We start from the raw sequence: 14,627 nt of genomic DNA, 5'->3' as shown, positions 1-14,627 counted from the left end.
CATCGTACCCCGGAAATTCACTCCATGCTGGTGATCCCGCTATGGGAAAAGGGCATCGTGACCGGCACGCTGAAAATCTACTACTGTCATGCCCATCAAATCACCTCTTCTTTACAGGAGATGGCGGTCGGGCTGTCGCAAATCATCTCCACGCAGCTGGAAGTCTCCCGCGCCGAACAGCTGCGTGAAATGGCCAATAAAGCCGAGCTGCGGGCGTTACAGAGCAAGATCAACCCCCACTTTCTGTTCAACGCGCTGAATGCGATTTCGTCATCTATTCGGCTGAATCCGGATACCGCCCGACAGCTGATTTTTAATTTGTCGCGCTATCTGCGCTATAACATTGAATTAAAAGACGATGAGCAAATCGACATCAAAAAAGAGCTGTATCAAATCAAAGATTATATTGCTATTGAGCAGGCGCGCTTCGGCGACAAGCTGACGGTCATCTACGATATTGATGAAGAGGTCAGCTGCGTGATACCCAGCCTGCTTATCCAGCCGCTGGTGGAGAATGCCATCGTCCACGGTATCCAGCCCTGCAAAGGCAAAGGGGTCGTCACCATTAGCGTGGCGGAGTGTGGAAACCGGGTACGTATTGCCGTGCGCGACACCGGCAACGGCATCGCCGAGGAGATGATTGCCCGGGTGGAAGCCGACGAAATGCCCGGCAACAAAATCGGGCTGCTTAATGTTCATCAGCGGGTGAAGCTGCTGTATGGCGAAGGGCTGCATATTCGCCGCCTGACCCCAGGCACCGAAATCGCCTTTTATGTTCCCTTACACGCCGCACCGGTGGCCGCCTCGGCCACGCTGCTGCCCTGACAGGAGAAACGGATGAAAGTCATCATTGTTGAAGATGAGATCCTGGCGCAGCAGGAATTAAGCTGGCTAATAAAAGAGCACAGCCAGATGGAAATCGTCGGCACGTTTGATGACGGGCTGGACGTACTGAAATATCTGCAGCACAACAAAGTCGACGCCCTCTTTCTTGATATTAATATTCCGTCGCTGGATGGCGTGCTGCTGGCGCAAAATATCAGCCAGTTCGCCCATAAACCTTTCATCGTGTTTATTACCGCCTGGAAAGAGCACGCCGTCGAGGCCTTCGAACTGGAGGCGTTCGACTATATCCTTAAGCCTTATCAGGAGTCGCGCATCATCAGCATGCTGCAAAAGCTGGAAGCCGCCTGGCAGCAGCAAAACGCGGCAGTAGTCAGCCCGGTCGCGCGGGAAAACGCCACCATAAACCTGGTCAAGGATGAGCGGATTATTGTCACCAGCATTCATGATATTTATTACGCCGAAGCCCACGAAAAGATGACCTTTGTCTATACCCGACGTGAATCTTACGTGATGCCAATGAATATCACTGAATTTTGCAGCAAGCTGCCGGCGGCTCACTTCTTTCGCTGCCACCGCTCGTTCTGCGTGAATCTGGATAAAATCCGCGAAATTGAGCCCTGGTTCAATAACACCTATATCGTGCGGCTGCGGGACCTGGATTTCCAGGTGCCCGTCAGCCGCAGTAAGGTTAAAGAGTTCAGGCAGTTAATGCATCTTTAAAGGATTTGCCCCAGCGTCTGGCGCAGATGGGCGCCGGAGCCCAGCAGCCCGGGGTTATCATGGGTGATAAGATAGACGGGGATGTCTTGTACGTAGGCCTTAAAGCGGCCCTTATCTTCAAAGCCGCCGCGAAAACCAGAGGCGGTGAAGAAGTCGAGGAAGCGCGGCACGATACCGCCCGCGATATAAACGCCGCCAAAGGTGCCCAGGGTCAGCGCCAGGTTACCACCAAAGCGCCCCATAATGACGCAAAACAGCGACAGCGCCCGGCGGCAGTCAATACAGGTATCTTCCAGCGCGCGTTGGGTGACATCTTTCGGCTGCAGGTTTTCCGGCAGGCGACCGTCTGATTTTACAATCGCCCGGTAGAGGTTAACCAGCCCGGGGCCGGAGAGCACGCGCTCGGCGGATACGTGGCCAATCTCTGCGCGCAGTTCTTCAAGGATAATCCCCTCTTCTTCGCTGTTCGGCGCGAAATCCACATGGCCGCCCTCGCCCGGCAGGCTCACCCAGCGTTTATCGACGTGCACCAGATGGGCGACGCCCAGCCCGGTTCCCGCGCCGTAGACCGCGATAGGTTTGCCTTCCACCGCATCGCCGCCGCCAAACTGGATAACGTGTTCTTTTTTCAGCATCGGGATCGCCATGGATACGGCGGTGAAATCGTTGATAATTTCCAGATGCGCGAACCCGAGGTTGTTTTTCATCTCTTCAATGGAGAAGGCCCAGGTGTGGTTGGTCATTGCTACCCAGTCGCCGGTAATCGGGCAGGCGATAGCAATACAGCCATCTTCAACGCTTACCTTATGCTCGTCGAGGTAGACGCGTACCACCGCTTCAAGGCTGGGATAGTCCAGACCGGAGTAGGTTTTAGCCTGTGAAATGGCTCCGCTGTTGATATCACACAACGCCAGCCGCGCGTTTGTGCCGCCTACATCTCCTACTAAAGCATATTTTGTCATTCTTTTACGGCTCCGCTAAAGTCAAAATAAATCCTTGGCACACTGTAAATTCAAGGCGCTGTAACGACAATGAACATAGCACGACTGGCCTGTGATAATCGATCTTCATCACAGATTAGTGCCATGCTTCGGATACCGTTACAGTTGCTTCGCGCTTAATTATAAGGAACCCAACATGCTCCATCCGCGAGCCAGAACAATGCTGGTGCTGGCGCTCCCTGCGCTGGCGATTGGCGTGGCCTCCAGCCTTGTCTTATTGCTGGTGATGAAGATCGCCGCCGTTTTACAAAACCTGCTTTGGGCGGCGCTGCCTTACCGTATGGGGCTGACGCCAGACTCGCCGGTGTGGGTCATCCTGATGCTCACCCTAACCGGGGTGGCCGTCGGGCTTATTCTCCGCTACAGCAACGGGCACGGTGGGCCGGACCCGGCGACCGAGCCGCTCATCGGCGCGCCGGTCGCGCTTTCCGCCCTCCCCGGGCTGCTGGCGGCGCTGGTGGTTGGCCTTGCCGGTGGCGTCAGCCTCGGGCCGGAACACCCGATTATGGTGCTCAACATTGCGCTGGCGGTTGCCCTTGGCGGCAGGCTGTTTCCGCGAGTTGCGTCGCTGGACTGGACAATCCTTGCCTCCGCCGGCACCATCGGCGCGCTGTTCGGCACGCCGGTCGCCGCCGCGCTGATCTTCTCCCAGACGCTAAACGCCAGTAATGATATCCCACTGTGGGACAGGCTGTTTGCTCCCCTGATGGCCGCCGCCGCAGGCGCGCTGACTACCGGCCTGTTCTTCCACCCGCATTTCGCCCTCTCTATCGCCCATTATCCGCAGATGCATCTGATCGATATTCTGAGCGGCGCGGTGGTTTGCGCCTTCGCTATTGCGCTGGGGATGGTGGCCGTATGGTGTCTGCCGCGCCTGCACCAGCTGATGCACCGGATTAAAAACCCGATTCTGATGCTTGGCATTGGCGGCTTTGCGCTGGGCGTGCTCGGGGTTATCGGCGGCAATGTCACCCTGTTCAAAGGGCTGGATGAGATGCAGCAGATGGCCTTCGCCCAGACCTATTCGGTAATGGACTACCTGCTATTTGCCGTGGTGAAACTGGCCGCGCTGGTAGTGGCCGCCTCCTGCGGCTTTCGCGGCGGGCGTATTTTCCCGGCGGTGTTTGTGGGGGTGGCGCTGGGGCTGATGCTGCATGAGCATGTTGAAGCCGTTCCCGCGGCGATTACCGTCTCCTGCGCCATTATGGGAATAGTGCTGGTCGTCACCCGCGACGCCTGGCTGAGTCTGTTCATGGCGGCAGCGGTCGTGCCGGATACATCGCTGCTGCCGCTGCTCTGTATCGTGATGCTGCCCGCCTGGCTGCTGCTGGCCGGTAAACCAATGATGATCGCCTCGCGCAAAAAATAGTGCGTCGGAGCGAAGTTCCGCTATTGGGGTGAGCGATAAACGACGCGCTGGTGTAAGCTCAAAGCCTTTGTGTAAACGTATACACTGACAACAGGTGCGCAGATATGGTTTATCAGGCTTCCCCGGATCGCTACCAGAAAATGGAATACCGCCGCTGTGGGGCGAGCGGGTTAAAGCTCCCGGCGATTTCACTTGGGCTATGGCACAATTTTGGCGATACCACGCTGGTTGAGACCAGCCGCCAGCTGTTACGGCATGCTTTCGATGCCGGTATTACCCACTTCGATCTCGCCAATAATTACGGGCCGCCGCCCGGCTCGGCGGAACGCCATTTTGGCCGCCTGCTGCAGGAAGATTTTCTGCCGTATCGTGACGAACTGATTATTTCTACCAAAGCGGGATATACCATGTGGGATGGCCCCTATGGCGACTGGGGCTCACGCAAGTACCTGATAGCCAGCCTTGATCAAAGCCTGCGGCGCTTAGGGGTGGAATACGTGGATATCTTCTATCACCACCGTCCCGACCCAGAAACGCCGCTTAAAGAAACCATGCGCGCGCTGGACCATATCGTGCGCCAGGGTAAAGCGCTTTATGTTGGCCTGTCGAACTACCCGACGGAGCTCGCCCGCCAGGCTATCGATATCCTGGACGATTTGGGCACGCCGTGCTTAATCCACCAGCCGAAATACTCCCTGTTTGAACGCTGGGTAGAGAAAGATCTGCTGGCGCTGCTGCAGGAGAAGGGCGTCGGCAGCATCGCTTTTTCGCCGCTGGCAGGCGGTCAGCTTACCGACCGTTATCTCAACGGCATCCCGGCGGACTCCCGCGCCGCCAGCGGTAGCCGCTTCCTCAATCCTGACCAGCTAACCGACGAGAAACTGCAGAAGGTGCGCATGCTTAACGCGCTGGCCCTTAAACGGGGGCAGAAGCTGTCGCAGATGGCGCTGGCCTGGGTGTTGCGCGAGGATAAAGTCACCTCGGTACTGATTGGCGCCAGTAAAACCAGCCAGTTGGATGACGCAGTGGGTATGCTGGAGAACCGGCATTTCAGCGCCGCGGAATGCGCCGGGATAGAGGCCATACTCCATGACGCGGTATAAAATTAGCAAAAAGTGCTGTCACCGCTGATTTAAGAGTTACACCGAAGTCTGAAATGTTATGACATCGTAATATTGCTGCAACAGACCCGATCGTGAAGGAGAAAAACTATGTTCAGGTCACTGGTCCTTGCAGCACTTTTAACCGCCTGCGCACCTCTGGCAGTTACCGCTGGCGAAATCACCCTGCTGCCGTCGATAAAATTGCAAATCGGCGATCGCGATAATTACGGTAATTACTGGGACGGCGGCCGCTGGCGCGACCGGGATTACTGGCATCGTCATTATGAATGGCGCGATCACCGCTGGCGTATGCACGACCGCGGCTACCATCGCGGCTGGGATAAACGCAACGCGTATGAGCGCGGTTATCGTGAAGGCTGGCGCGACCGCGACGACCATCGCGGTCCGGGGCGCGGTCACGGCCACCACCACTAATATTAAGGAGCGCAGATGCGCTCCTTTTCTTTTATCTGTTTACAGCCCTAAGGCGGTTCCCACTAAGAGCCAGCCGTTCAACACCACGACCAGGGCAACGATAAGCCAGCCGGTGCGTTTTACCAGCGGCGTGTTGACCAGCTCCCCCATCAGCGCACGATCGCTGGTGAAGATAAGCAGCGGCACCAGCGCCAGCGCGATACCGAAACTGAGCAGTACCTGGCTCATCACCAGAATGCGGGTAGGGTCCAGCCCAAGCAGAATCACAATGAATGACGGCAGCATGGTAACGACGCGCCGGACCCACAGCGGAATATTAAAACGCACGAATCCCTGCATGACTACCTGCCCCGCCAGAGTGCCCACGACCGTGGATGAAAGCCCTGCGGCCACCAGGCTTAGGCCGAACACCGTGGCCGCCGCATGGCTTAACAGCGGCTCCAGCGTCAGATAGGCCTCATCCAGATCGGCAATCCCCGTATGGCCATTAAAATGGAACGCCGCGGCGGCCGTCGCCATCATTGCCAGGTTAACAAACCCTGCAACGGTCATCGCGATACCGACATCCCATTTGGTGGCGGAGTAACGCTCATGCCGTGTCCCCTGCTGAGAATGTTGAGTCAGGGAAGAGTGCAAATAGATGACGTGCGGCATAATTGTTGCGCCAAGCACGCCCGCGGCCAGGAACACGGCCCCGGTGCCGGGCAGGCTGGGAATTAAAATCCCCTTGCCCAACGGCGCAAGTTCCGGCCGGGAAAAGACCAGCTCAACAATATAGGCGGCGGCGACAAACAGCAGCAAACCGCCAATTACTTTTTCCAGCGGCTTTTGCCCCCGGCGCTGCAGCATCAGAATCAGGAAAGTCGCAATCCCGGTGAGCACCGCTCCCTGCAGCAGCGAGACGCCCAGCACCAGCTTGAAGCCAATTGCCGCGCCGATAAACTCGGCCAGATCGGTCGCCATGGCGATGATTTCCGCCTGTACCCAGTAAAACCAGACCAGCGGGCGCGGATAATGGTCGCGGATCTGCTCCGCCAGGTTTTTACCGGTGGCAATACCCAGTTTCGCCGACAGGATCTGAATCAGCATCGCCATCAGGTTTGCCCAGACCACAACCCACAGCAGCTGGTAGCCAAAGCTGGCCCCCGCCTGAATATTAGTGGCAAAATTGCCGGGATCGATATAGCCGATCGCCGCAATGAACGCCGGGCCCATCAACGCGAGCCTTAATTTGCGCGCTGCACGCCCACTACCTCTTTCAACGCGACTGTTGTCCATTTATTGCCCCTGAATATAGCCTTTGCTATGTTTCATGCTATCAAAGTGAGAATGATTATCAAGTTCATTTAGAATGGGTTTGATGGATTTCTCTGATAGCCGAAAACGATAGAAGGGCTGGTTTTAATGAAGGCTTCCCGCGACTTGTCTCGCAGAATTGTGTTAAGAGTTTAGCAGCACCGTGCAACTTTTCACTTCATTACTTAACATAAACGAAATGTATGGTGGATCACTAATTTATGAGTCGGGTCACAGGTCATTAATATACTGTGTGTTTGATCTCGTTTTCTTTACGCTTGTTACATAGAATGTGCACAAAATTCCTACCCGTCTCATATTTGGAGCAAATATGTCCCGCGTTCTGCACTTTGTTCTGGCGCTTGCTGTTGTGGCGCTGCTTGCCCTGCTGGTAAGCAGCGATCGCAAAAAAATCCGCATTCGCTTTGTTGTTCAACTGCTGGTTATCGAAGTTTTACTGGCATGGTTCTTCCTGAACTCCGACGTAGGTCTGGGCTTCGTGAAGGGCTTTTCCGAAATGTTCGAAAAACTGCTCGGATTCGCTAATGAAGGTACTAACTTTGTCTTCGGCAAAATGAATGATGAAGGCCTGGCGTTTTTCTTCCTGAAAGTGCTCTGCCCGATCGTCTTTATTTCCGCTCTGATCGGTATTCTGCAGCATATTCGCGTACTGCCGATTATTATTCGCGCCATTGGCACCGTCCTGTCGAAAATTAACGGCATGGGCAAGCTGGAGTCATTCAACGCGGTCAGCTCCCTGATTCTGGGTCAGTCTGAAAACTTCATCGCCTATAAAGATATTCTTGGCAAGATGTCGCGCAACCGCATGTACACCATGGCGGCTACGGCCATGTCCACCGTATCCATGTCGATTGTCGGCGCTTATATGACCATGCTGGACCCGAAATACGTGGTCGCCGCGCTGGTGCTCAACATGTTCAGCACCTTCATCGTGCTTTCGCTTATTAACCCCTACCGCGTTGATGCCAGCGAAGAAAATATTCAGATGTCCAACCTGCATGAAGGACAGAGCTTCTTCGAGATGCTGGGTGAATATATTCTGGCCGGTTTTAAAGTAGCGATTATTGTTGCAGCGATGCTGATTGGCTTTATCGCACTGATCGCCGCGCTGAACGCCCTGTTTGCCACCGTTACCGGCTGGTTTGGCTACAGCATCTCTTTCCAGGGCATTCTGGGTTATATCTTCTACCCTGTTGCCTGGGTAATGGGCGTGCCGTCATCTGAGGCGTTACAGGTTGGCAGTATCATGGCGACCAAACTGGTCTCTAACGAATTCGTGGCCATGATGGATCTGCAGAAGATTGCCTCCACCCTGTCGCCGCGCGCGGAAGGCATTCTCTCCGTGTTCCTGGTTTCCTTCGCTAACTTCTCTTCTATCGGCATCATCGCGGGCGCGATCAAAGGCCTGAACGAAGAGCAGGGTAACGTGGTATCCCGCTTCGGCCTTAAGCTGGTTTACGGTTCAACGCTGGTAAGCGTACTGTCCGCTTCTATCGCCGCGCTGGTGCTGTAACCCTTCACCCATAAACCGGGGGCCACCCCGGTTTATCTCCCCGCTTCCTTTCCAGAATTAACCTTTTCAGAACGACAAAAACAAAAAACCCCCGCCGAAGCGAGGGTCTGAATTTTGGTGGAGCTAAGCGGGATCGAACCGCTGACCTCTTGCATGCCATGCAAGCGCTCTCCCAGCTGAGCTATAGCCCCACATTGTTCTTTACGCACCAAATCTTCCGGGTAAATGATTTGGTGGAGCTAAGCGGGATCGAACCGCTGACCTCTTGCATGCCATGCAAGCGCTCTCCCAGCTGAGCTATAGCCCCATCGCGTAAAGCGTGTCGTGTTGACGGGCGGCATAATATGAATTCCCTCGCCAGGTGTCAACGGCAAAATGAATCCCGCCCGTTCAACCGCTGAAAAAGCAGGCAAAAGAATGACATTGCGAGCCATCTCGCAGCCAGGGGTTAAACATGTCACATTTTCGCCTAAAATGATGCTATAACATCTTCCACTAATTACCCATACATTCACTCTGGAAATAACATGCTCAAGGAACGAATGACGCCGGATGAGCTTGCCGAGCTTACTGGTTACAGTCGTCAGACCATTAATAAATGGGTGCGCAAACAGGGTTGGGTCACCTCCCCGCGTCCCGGCATACAGGGCGGCAAAGCGCGTCTGGTGCATGTTAATGAGCAGGTCAGAGAGTTTATCCGCAACGCTCAGCGAACCGCGCAGGAGGTAACCTTCCCGGCAGTCGCTGCCCCCGCACCTTCGCTGGAAACATTACTCCTGACGCTGGCCCGGGAGATGACCGCGCCCGAGCAAAAGCAGCTCTCTTCGCTTTTATTACGTGACGGCATTACAGGGTTGCTTTTACGCCTGGGGATCCGCGAGCAGAACTAAACCATGAAACTACCAACAAAAATGACCACCGAGGAACTGGCTGATTTTCTCGGCGTGGCGAAGCAAACCGTTAACAGATGGATCCGTGAACAGAAGTGGACCACTGAAAGCCTGTCCGGCGTAAAAGGTGGTCGGGCGCGCCTGATTCATATCGATAAGTCGGTGCGCAGTTTCATTATGAAAACGCCTTCAATGCGTCATCGTCTTGCGCCGGTGGCGATGGCGGAGCCGACTCCCGCTTATGATGCAGCCCACTATTCACCCGCGCTGCGTAAAATTGTCGACGTTTTGCAGAATATGACGCCAGATGAACTGGAGCGGCTGGGAGTGTTGTTGTCCAGAGAAGGGATTCGCGGCTTTATGCACCGGCTTGGCATTAACGACGAAAACGCATAACAAAACGGCAGGTTTCCCTGCCGTTTTCATGCTTACTGCTGGCTTTCGCGCTCGGCAATAAACGCCAGCGCTTTATTGATACGCTCAATGCTTCGCGTTTTGCCGATAGCGTGTACCGTCACGTCGAGCGCCGGGGACTGGCCCGCGCCGGTCACGGCAACGCGCAGCGGCATACCGACTTTACCCATGCCCACTTCCAGCTCATCGGCGGTTGCCTGAATCGCATGGTGCACATTTTCAGCGCTCCACTCCGTCATAGCTGAGAGCTTGTCACGCACCACTTCCAGCGGCTGACGAGCGACAGGACGCAGGTGTTTTTTCGCCGCGTCCGCATCAAACTCGGCAAAATCTTCGTAGAAGTAGCGGCAGCTTTCGGCAATCTCTTTCAGCGTTTTGCAACGCTCGCCAAGCAGCTTGATAAGATCGGCAAGCTGAGGGCCGTTACGGGTGTCGATGTTCGCCTGCTCAATATGCCACTGCAGGTGGGTGGCCACATATTCAGCCGGCAGGGTGTTGATGTAGTGATGGTTCAGCCACAGCAGTTTATCGGTGTTAAACGCGCTGGCGGATTTGCTAACCGCGTTCAGGGAGAACAGCTTGATCATCTCCTCGCGGGTGAAGATCTCCTGATCGCCGCTGGACCAGCCCAGACGCACCAGATAGTTCAGCAGCGCTTCCGGCAGATAGCCGTCATCGCGGTACTGCATCACGCTTACCGCGCCGTGGCGTTTAGAGAGCTTTTTACCGTCATCGCCATTAATCATGGAAACATGGGCATATACCGGCACCGGCGCGTTCAGCGCTTTCAGAATATTAATCTGACGCGGGGTGTTGTTGATATGGTCTTCGCCGCGAATAACATGGGTAATCGCCATATCCCAGTCATCCACCACAACGCAGAAGTTATAGGTCGGGGAACCATCAGTACGACGAATGATAAGATCGTCCAGCTCCTGGTTACTAAATTCGATCGGCCCACGGATCTGGTCATCAAAAACAACGGACCCTTCCTGCGGGTTAGCGAAACGCACCACGCACGGCTCGTCGTCAGCGTGGTGTTCGTGACCGTGACGGCAGCGGCCGTCGTAACGGGGTTTCTCGCCTTTCGCCATCTGCTCTTCGCGTAACGCGTCGAGACGCTCTCTGGAGCAGTAGCATTTATAGGCAGTGCCCGCTTCCAGCATCTCATCAATAACCGCATTGTAGCGATCAAAACGTTTAGTCTGGAAATATGGACCTTCATCCCACTCCAGATTCAGCCAGTTCATGCCATCCATAATGGCTTCGATAGCTTCCGGCGTGGAGCGCTCAAGGTCGGTATCTTCAATACGCAGCACGAACTCACCGCCGTGGTTACGCGCAAAAAGCCAGGAATAGAGAGCAGTACGCGCGCCGCCAACGTGCAGGTAGCCGGTCGGGCTTGGCGCGAAGCGAGTTTTAATTTTCATGAAATGGCCTTACGTTTGATAAATGTGCCGACAGCCGGCAACTCCTGGAAAATGACGGGCGATATTCTATCACTGTAGGGTGATTCCTCAATGATGTTGCCGCAATCACCGCCATTCATGCGTATTTTGTATATAAATCATGCGTCCACGCTCGATTACGCAGCGGTTTGTTTAATTTTACGACGAACAAACAATTTCTTTAGAAAATGCGTTGACTCATTTTCAACTCTCCCTATAATGCGACTCCACACAGCGGGGGTGATTAGCTCAGCTGGGAGAGCACCTCCCTTACAAGGAGGGGGTCGGCGGTTCGATCCCGTCATCACCCACCAACTACTTTATGTAGTCTCCGCCGTGTAAGTAAGAAATTGAGAAGTGGGTGATTAGCTCAGCTGGGAGAGCACCTCCCTTACAAGGAGGGGGTCGGCGGTTCGATCCCGTCATCACCCACCACTTTCTCGCCAGCTGGATTTCTTACAACAATAATGAAGTACCGAAGTGGGTGATTAGCTCAGCTGGGAGAGCACCTCCCTTACAAGGAGGGGGTCGGCGGTTCGATCCCGTCATCACCCACCACTTCGGGTCGTTAGCTCAGTTGGTAGAGCAGTTGACTTTTAATCAATTGGTCGCAGGTTCGAATCCTGCACGACCCACCAATGTAAAAAAGCGCCCTAAAGGCGCTTTTTTGCTATCTGCATTATGGAAGATTCGAACCTGCTGCAGGTTCGAGCCGAACATCGTGAGGCAACGTCGTCGTTTACGACGACGACCCGAAGGGCAAGCGAAGCGAGTCATCCTGCACGACCCACCAATGTAAAAAAGCGCCCTAAAGGCGCTTTTTTGCTATCTGCATTACGGAAGATTCGAACCTGCTGCAGGTTCGAGCCGAACATCGTGAGGCAACGTCGTCGTTTACGACGACGGCCCGAAGGGCGTCATCCTGCACGACCCACCAATGTAAAAAGGCGCCCTAAAGGCGCTTTTTTGCTATGCCTGCAATAACCCCGTTTTCCCGGATGCGGCTTCGCCTTATCCGGGCTACCTCTCAGCAAACGCGCACCCGGGACTCCCCTGCGCTTCAAAAATGCTCAAGACATTGACGCTTATGCCGATAACAGTTGTTTATGGCAAGAGGGATTTACAATGACATCAGTACAGGCAACCACGTCTTCGGCGCAAACTTCCGCGTCTTCCGCCAGCAGCGATATCGCCTCGCAGATTAGCCGTATCATGCAGCAGATAACGAAACTCACGCAGCAGATGAAAGATATCTCTGGCTCCCAGGGCAGCGCAGAGGACAAAAAAAAGCAGCAGGAGCTGATCCAGACGCAAATTGATATGCTGCAGGCGCAACTGGCACAGCTGCAAAATAAACAGGCTCAGGAAGCGCAGCAGAAAGCGCAAGAAAAACAGCAGGCCAGCAAAGCCGAAGGGGTCAATAACCCTTCCGCCGATCATCAGATTGACATCTACATCTAATTAAAAAGCGGATCGCTCTCTCTGGCCCGATTTAGCGCGCAGGCCTGCTGGCGAACGACCTCCCGGAGCGCCTGCGCCGCGCCGGACAGAGAGCGGTTCTTGCGCTGCACCAGCATAATCTTGCGCTCAATTTCAGGAATAAGCCGTTTTACACAGAGCCTGCTCCCCTGAGGCAAGGGTAACGCCAGCGCAGGCAGGATGCTGCTGCCAATACCCGCTTCCACCATTGGGAATATTGTCGCCGGATGACCAATCTCCTGCACAATGGCCGCCTGAATACCAAAACGTGCAAGCGCCGCGTCAATCAAAGGTCGACTGCCGGACGCGTAGTCCTGCACCACCAGCCGCACCTGCTGGAGTTCACTCCAGGGAACCGTCGTCTGTGAAGCCCAGGGGTGATCATCCCGACAGAGCAGAAAAAATGGCTCCGAGAGAATCTCATCGCACTCCAGATCGCTTACCGGGCCGGGGTCAATAACAATGCCAAAATCCACTTCTCCGTGACGAATGCTTTCCAGCACCCACTGCTGCGGACGATCGTGCAGAACAAAGTTGATCTCCGGGTAACGACGGTTACTTTCGGCGATACACTGCGGGATAAGGTGCGCTGAAATGGTCTGGCTGGCCGCCACGCGTACGGTGCCGGTTAATTGCTGCCCCACCTGCCCTGCCTCCCGCAGCGTACTGTTCAGTTCATCAAGCACCCGCTCAAGCCGGGCAGCCAGATGCTGCCCCGCCTCGGTGAGGACAACTTCCCGCGTGGTCCGGTCAATAAGACGCACGCCGGTCTGCTGCTCCAGCTCTTTGACGCTATGGCTAACGGCAGACTGGCTTAAGCCAATGATATCCCCTGCCCGGCTAAAGCTTTTAGCCTGTGCTACGGTGACAAACACACGCAGCTGTCGTAACGAGTAATTCATCTTTTTTATTCATAAATAGATGCAATAAATCAATTTTATTTCTATAAACAAAAAAAGCAAAATAACGGCACTGATTTGTGGAGCGCTTATGAAAATTTTACTTCGTATCCTTGACCCTTTTACGCTGGTGTTGATAGTCACGGTCCTGCTGGCCTCTTTTTTACCTGCGCGCGGCGGGTTTGTGCCCTTTTTTGAATGGCTGACCAACGCCGCTATCGCGCTGCTGTTCTTTATGCACGGGGCCAAGCTCTCGCGCGAAGCGATTATCGCGGGCGGCAGCCACTGGCGTCTGCATCTGTGGGTGATGTGCAGTACCTTCATTCTGTTTCCGCTGCTGGGCGTGCTGTTTGCCTGGTGGGCGCCGGTAAACGTCAGCAAAGAGCTCTATACCGGCTTTCTCTATCTCTGTATCCTGCCGGCCACGGTGCAGTCTGCAATTGCCTTTACTTCCATTGCGGGAGGTAACGTTGCGGCCGCGGTCTGTTCGGCCTCGGCCTCCAGCCTGTTAGGCATTTTCCTTTCGCCGCTGCTGGTGGGGCTGCTGATGAACCTGCACGGCGCGGGCGGCAGCTTTGAGCAGGTCGGCAAGATCATGCTGCAGCTCCTGTTACCGTTTGTGCTGGGCCATTTATCGCGCCCGTGGATCGGTGACTGGGTGACGCGAAACAAAAAATGGATCGCCAAAACCGACCAGACCTCAATCCTGTTGGTGGTCTACTCGGCGTTCAGCGAAGCGGTGGTCAACGGTATCTGGCACAAAGTAGGGATCGGTTCGCTGCTCTTTATCGTTGTGGTCAGCATCGTCCTGCTGGCGATTGTGATTGCGGTGAATGTCGTGGTTGCCAGAAAATGCGGCTTCAATAAGGCGGATGAGATAACTATCGTCTTCTGCGGTTCAAAGAAAAGCCTGGCCAACGGCATTCCAATGGCCAATATTCTCTTCCCGACCTCGGTGATTGGTATGATGGTGCTGCCGCTGATGATCTTCCATCAGATTCAGCTCATGGTGTGCGCAGTGCTGGCGCGCCGCTATAAAACCCAGACCGAGAAACTGCAGGCGCAGGAGCAGGCCCGCGCCGCGAAAGCTTAAGGACGCCGCAGGGGCTGCACCAGCTGGCTCAGCCCCTCGGTTTTAATTAACAGCGTCAGCTGCAGGAGCTCGCCAAGATGCCCTGCCGGAAACGCCTCTT

At 54.9% G+C, this 14,627-nt stretch carries 15 protein-coding genes, 6 tRNA genes and 1 other RNA gene; 15 read left to right on the top strand and 7 right to left on the bottom strand.

All coding sequences use genetic code 11. The features are described 5' to 3' along the window. Positions 1 to 825: sensor histidine kinase (locus ENTHG_RS01370; protein WP_071825781.1), on the top strand; the 825-nt coding region annotated here is incomplete at its 5' end. A gap of 12 nt (positions 826 to 837) precedes the next feature. Then, entirely contained in the window at positions 838 to 1,566 is a 729-nt protein-coding gene (locus ENTHG_RS01365) for a LytR/AlgR family response regulator transcription factor (protein ID WP_044172652.1), read from the top strand. On the opposite strand, the gene glk is transcribed toward ENTHG_RS01365, so the two are convergent. Next, complete coding sequence (gene glk / locus ENTHG_RS01360) at positions 1,563 to 2,528, bottom strand: glucokinase (RefSeq protein ID WP_044172650.1); 966 nt, start codon at positions 2,526 to 2,528, stop codon at positions 1,563 to 1,565. The two genes, ENTHG_RS01365 and glk, sit on opposite strands and share 4 nt — an antisense overlap. Before the next feature lie 175 nt (positions 2,529 to 2,703). On the opposite strand from glk, the gene ENTHG_RS01355 reads away from it, so the two are divergent. The 3 genes from ENTHG_RS01355 to ypeC all read left to right on the top strand — a co-directional run bounded on the left by ENTHG_RS01355 (position 2,704) and on the right by ypeC (position 5,474). Then, positions 2,704 to 3,936 (top strand): ion channel protein, encoded by a 1,233-nt coding sequence (locus ENTHG_RS01355; protein ID WP_044172646.1) that lies wholly within the window; start codon positions 2,704 to 2,706, stop codon positions 3,934 to 3,936. Between the two features lie 104 nt (positions 3,937 to 4,040). Beyond that, positions 4,041 to 5,039, top strand: a complete 999-nt coding sequence (gene mgrA, locus ENTHG_RS01350) for an L-glyceraldehyde 3-phosphate reductase (RefSeq protein WP_044172643.1) — start codon at positions 4,041 to 4,043, stop codon at positions 5,037 to 5,039. Positions 5,040 to 5,147: 108 nt separating this feature from the next. Beyond that, positions 5,148 to 5,474, top strand: a complete 327-nt coding sequence (gene ypeC, locus ENTHG_RS01345; protein ID WP_044172640.1) for a DUF2502 domain-containing protein YpeC — start codon at positions 5,148 to 5,150, stop codon at positions 5,472 to 5,474. 39 nt (positions 5,475 to 5,513) lie between these two features. Here ypeC and ENTHG_RS01340 read toward each other — a convergent pair whose 3' ends face one another. Continuing rightward, positions 5,514 to 6,752 carry an Nramp family divalent metal transporter gene (locus ENTHG_RS01340; protein ID WP_044172638.1) on the bottom strand — a complete coding sequence of 413 codons (1,239 nt, stop codon included), beginning with the start codon at positions 6,750 to 6,752 and terminating at the stop codon, positions 5,514 to 5,516. Between the two features lie 349 nt (positions 6,753 to 7,101). On the opposite strand from ENTHG_RS01340, the gene nupC reads away from it, so the two are divergent. Next, complete coding sequence (nupC, locus tag ENTHG_RS01335; protein WP_044172635.1) at positions 7,102 to 8,304, top strand: nucleoside permease NupC; 1,203 nt, start codon at positions 7,102 to 7,104, stop codon at positions 8,302 to 8,304. A 115-nt stretch (positions 8,305 to 8,419) separates the two neighbouring features. On the opposite strand, the gene ENTHG_RS01330 is transcribed toward nupC, so the two are convergent. Both ENTHG_RS01330 and ENTHG_RS01325 read right to left on the bottom strand, forming a co-directional pair. Continuing rightward, a tRNA-Ala gene (locus tag ENTHG_RS01330) sits at positions 8,420 to 8,495 on the bottom strand. Positions 8,496 to 8,535: 40 nt separating this feature from the next. Further along, positions 8,536 to 8,611 (bottom strand) — tRNA-Ala (locus ENTHG_RS01325). 220 nt (positions 8,612 to 8,831) lie between these two features. Here ENTHG_RS01325 and ENTHG_RS01320 point away from each other — a divergent pair. Then, positions 8,832 to 9,194, top strand: a complete 363-nt coding sequence (locus tag ENTHG_RS01320) for a YfeC-like transcriptional regulator (RefSeq protein ID WP_044172632.1) — start codon at positions 8,832 to 8,834, stop codon at positions 9,192 to 9,194. A 3-nt stretch (positions 9,195 to 9,197) separates the two neighbouring features. Beyond that, positions 9,198 to 9,590, top strand: coding sequence for a YfeC-like transcriptional regulator (locus ENTHG_RS01315; RefSeq protein WP_044172629.1), 393 nt, complete (start codon positions 9,198 to 9,200; stop codon positions 9,588 to 9,590). A gap of 32 nt (positions 9,591 to 9,622) precedes the next feature. On the opposite strand, the gene gltX is transcribed toward ENTHG_RS01315, so the two are convergent. Further along, the gene (gltX, locus tag ENTHG_RS01310; RefSeq protein ID WP_044172626.1) at positions 9,623 to 11,038 is read right to left on the bottom strand and encodes a glutamate--tRNA ligase; all 1,416 of its coding nucleotides are present in this window, start codon (positions 11,036 to 11,038) and stop codon (positions 9,623 to 9,625) included. Between the two features lie 256 nt (positions 11,039 to 11,294). On the opposite strand from gltX, the gene ENTHG_RS01305 reads away from it, so the two are divergent. The 6 genes from ENTHG_RS01305 (at position 11,295) to ENTHG_RS01285 (ending at position 12,517) form a co-directional block, all read left to right on the top strand. Continuing rightward, a tRNA-Val gene (locus tag ENTHG_RS01305) sits at positions 11,295 to 11,370 on the top strand. 45 nt (positions 11,371 to 11,415) lie between these two features. Next, positions 11,416 to 11,491 (top strand) — tRNA-Val (locus tag ENTHG_RS01300). A 47-nt stretch (positions 11,492 to 11,538) separates the two neighbouring features. Continuing rightward, positions 11,539 to 11,614, top strand: a tRNA-Val gene (locus ENTHG_RS01295). Between the two features lie 4 nt (positions 11,615 to 11,618). Continuing rightward, a tRNA-Lys gene (locus ENTHG_RS01290) sits at positions 11,619 to 11,694 on the top strand. A gap of 29 nt (positions 11,695 to 11,723) precedes the next feature. Next, positions 11,724 to 11,849: non-coding RNA, RtT sRNA (locus tag ENTHG_RS23910), on the top strand. Between the two features lie 332 nt (positions 11,850 to 12,181). Next, complete coding sequence (locus tag ENTHG_RS01285) at positions 12,182 to 12,517, top strand: FlxA-like family protein (RefSeq protein ID WP_044172624.1); 336 nt, start codon at positions 12,182 to 12,184, stop codon at positions 12,515 to 12,517. Here ENTHG_RS01285 and ENTHG_RS01280 read toward each other — a convergent pair. Further along, positions 12,514 to 13,437, bottom strand: a complete 924-nt coding sequence (locus ENTHG_RS01280) for a LysR family transcriptional regulator (RefSeq protein ID WP_044172622.1) — start codon at positions 13,435 to 13,437, stop codon at positions 12,514 to 12,516. The genes ENTHG_RS01285 and ENTHG_RS01280 overlap by 4 nt on opposite strands. Before the next feature lie 88 nt (positions 13,438 to 13,525). Here ENTHG_RS01280 and ENTHG_RS01275 point away from each other — a divergent pair, with 88 nt between their 5' ends. Continuing rightward, positions 13,526 to 14,527 (top strand): bile acid:sodium symporter family protein, encoded by a 1,002-nt coding sequence (locus tag ENTHG_RS01275; protein ID WP_044172619.1) that lies wholly within the window; start codon positions 13,526 to 13,528, stop codon positions 14,525 to 14,527. On the opposite strand, the gene ENTHG_RS01270 is transcribed toward ENTHG_RS01275, so the two are convergent. After that, positions 14,524 to 14,627, bottom strand: a 104-nt coding sequence (locus tag ENTHG_RS01270) for a putative quorum-sensing-regulated virulence factor (RefSeq protein WP_044172616.1), incomplete at its 5' end; no start/stop codon positions are given. The two genes, ENTHG_RS01275 and ENTHG_RS01270, sit on opposite strands and share 4 nt — an antisense overlap.

It is taken from the genome of Phytobacter massiliensis JC163 (assembly GCF_000321045.1).
Lineage (GTDB): Bacteria > Pseudomonadota > Gammaproteobacteria > Enterobacterales > Enterobacteriaceae > Phytobacter_A > Phytobacter_A massiliensis.
The sequence above is the reverse complement of the archived record's forward strand: the minus strand, read 5'-3'. Positions and strand labels throughout refer to the sequence as shown.

What these genes read in the sequence shown, in the direction of transcription:
- ENTHG_RS01355 (WP_044172646.1), top strand. Translation starts at nt 2,704, where the DNA reads ATGCTCCATCCGCGAGCCAGAACAATGCTGGTGCTGGCGCTCCCTGCG.
- ENTHG_RS01285 (WP_044172624.1), top strand. Translation starts at nt 12,182, where the DNA reads ATGACATCAGTACAGGCAACCACGTCTTCGGCGCAAACTTCCGCGTCT.
- ENTHG_RS01320 (WP_044172632.1), top strand. Translation starts at nt 8,832, where the DNA reads ATGCTCAAGGAACGAATGACGCCGGATGAGCTTGCCGAGCTTACTGGT.
- glk (WP_044172650.1), bottom strand. Translation starts at nt 2,528, where the DNA reads ATGACAAAATATGCTTTAGTAGGAGATGTAGGCGGCACAAACGCGCGG.
- ENTHG_RS01365 (WP_044172652.1), top strand. Translation starts at nt 838, where the DNA reads ATGAAAGTCATCATTGTTGAAGATGAGATCCTGGCGCAGCAGGAATTA.
- ENTHG_RS01315 (WP_044172629.1), top strand. Translation starts at nt 9,198, where the DNA reads ATGAAACTACCAACAAAAATGACCACCGAGGAACTGGCTGATTTTCTC.
- ypeC (WP_044172640.1), top strand. Translation starts at nt 5,148, where the DNA reads ATGTTCAGGTCACTGGTCCTTGCAGCACTTTTAACCGCCTGCGCACCT.
- nupC (WP_044172635.1), top strand. Translation starts at nt 7,102, where the DNA reads ATGTCCCGCGTTCTGCACTTTGTTCTGGCGCTTGCTGTTGTGGCGCTG.
- ENTHG_RS01275 (WP_044172619.1), top strand. Translation starts at nt 13,526, where the DNA reads ATGAAAATTTTACTTCGTATCCTTGACCCTTTTACGCTGGTGTTGATA.
- ENTHG_RS01280 (WP_044172622.1), bottom strand. Translation starts at nt 13,437, where the DNA reads ATGAATTACTCGTTACGACAGCTGCGTGTGTTTGTCACCGTAGCACAG.
- ENTHG_RS01340 (WP_044172638.1), bottom strand. Translation starts at nt 6,752, where the DNA reads ATGGACAACAGTCGCGTTGAAAGAGGTAGTGGGCGTGCAGCGCGCAAA.
- gltX (WP_044172626.1), bottom strand. Translation starts at nt 11,038, where the DNA reads ATGAAAATTAAAACTCGCTTCGCGCCAAGCCCGACCGGCTACCTGCAC.
- mgrA (WP_044172643.1), top strand. Translation starts at nt 4,041, where the DNA reads ATGGTTTATCAGGCTTCCCCGGATCGCTACCAGAAAATGGAATACCGC.